The organism is Vibrio sp. Vb0888, from assembly GCF_033338835.1.
GTDB classification, from domain to species: Bacteria; Pseudomonadota; Gammaproteobacteria; order Enterobacterales; family Vibrionaceae; genus Vibrio; species Vibrio alginolyticus.
Window position 1 is genome coordinate 1 of sequence record NZ_JAWOTL010000247.1, and the last position, 1135, is coordinate 1135.

Annotated in this window: 1 protein-coding gene; it reads right to left on the reverse strand. The window is 47.0% G+C overall.

What is annotated here, in order from left to right; genetic code table 11:
- The coding region (locus R7P72_RS25380; protein WP_318111003.1) for an electron-transfer flavoprotein:ubiquinone oxidoreductase at positions 1-1135 on the reverse strand (1135 nt) is incomplete at both ends.

A 1135-nucleotide genomic window follows, 5' to 3' on the forward strand; every position in this document is an offset into this window, starting at 1 on the left:
ACAATGTATGCAGTTCGCAGCGCTGATTTGAAACTTCACTTTCCCATCAATTTCGACCACTTCGTAAACCCCGGCAGGGCAGTAACGCTGGCTTGGCTCATCAAACAACCCGAGGTGCACATCGATGGGGATGTGAGGATAAGTCAAAACAAGATGGCACGGTTGGTTTTCTTCATGTTGTGTGCCGGATAAAAACACCGAAGATGGTTTATCAAAGCTGATTTCTCCATCCGGTTTTGGATACTCAATCGGCGGGCATTCATTTTGGGGTTTTAACTGTTCGTGATCGTGGGAATGGTCTTTCACTGTCCACGGTATTGGCTTTTTAATCAAAGGAAGCCACAAGTTGTGCTCGAAGGTAGAAAGAGCTCCGCCAAACAGGCTACCGAATTTATGCAGGTTTGCTCCAAAGTTACGCGTTTCGGCGAGTTCATCGTACAGCCAAGAGGCATCAAATCGCGTTTGATAATCAGGTTCACACCTTGAGTCTTGTAATGCTTGATGAATGGCTTCTGCTGCTAGTAAGCCTGATTTCATCGCGGTGTGGCTGCCTTTTATCTTCGCAACGTTAAGTGTTCCTGCATCACAGCCAATTAATAAACCGCCGGGGAATTGTTGTTTCGGTAAAGAAGATAACCCACCTTTTGCGATGGCTCTTGCGCCATAAGCGATACGCTGCGCCCCTTTTAGGTATTGTTTGATTGCAGGGTGGTGTTTAAAGCGCTGAAACTCATCGAATGGGCTCAAGTGGGGATTGCGATAGTTAAGATCGACAATCAACCCGATTGCAATTTGGCTGTTTTCCATGTGATAGAGGAATCCACCACCAGTTGTGTTGGTTTCGCTCAATGGCCAACCAGCGGAGTGGATGACGTTGCCTGTAAAATCTTTCGCATCAGCCGGCAGCTCCCAAATCTCTTTCAAGCCTAATGCGTAATGCTGAGGTTGTTTGCCTGCATCCAAATCGAAATGACGAATGAGCTCTTTTCCTAAATGCCCACGGCACCCTTCAGCAAACAGCGTGTATTTGGCTTTAAGTTCAATGCCCGGTTCGAAATTGGCTTTCTCTTGTCCGTTTTTATCCAGCCCCATATCGCTGGTGGTGATTCCAGTAACGGCACCTGATTCATCGTAG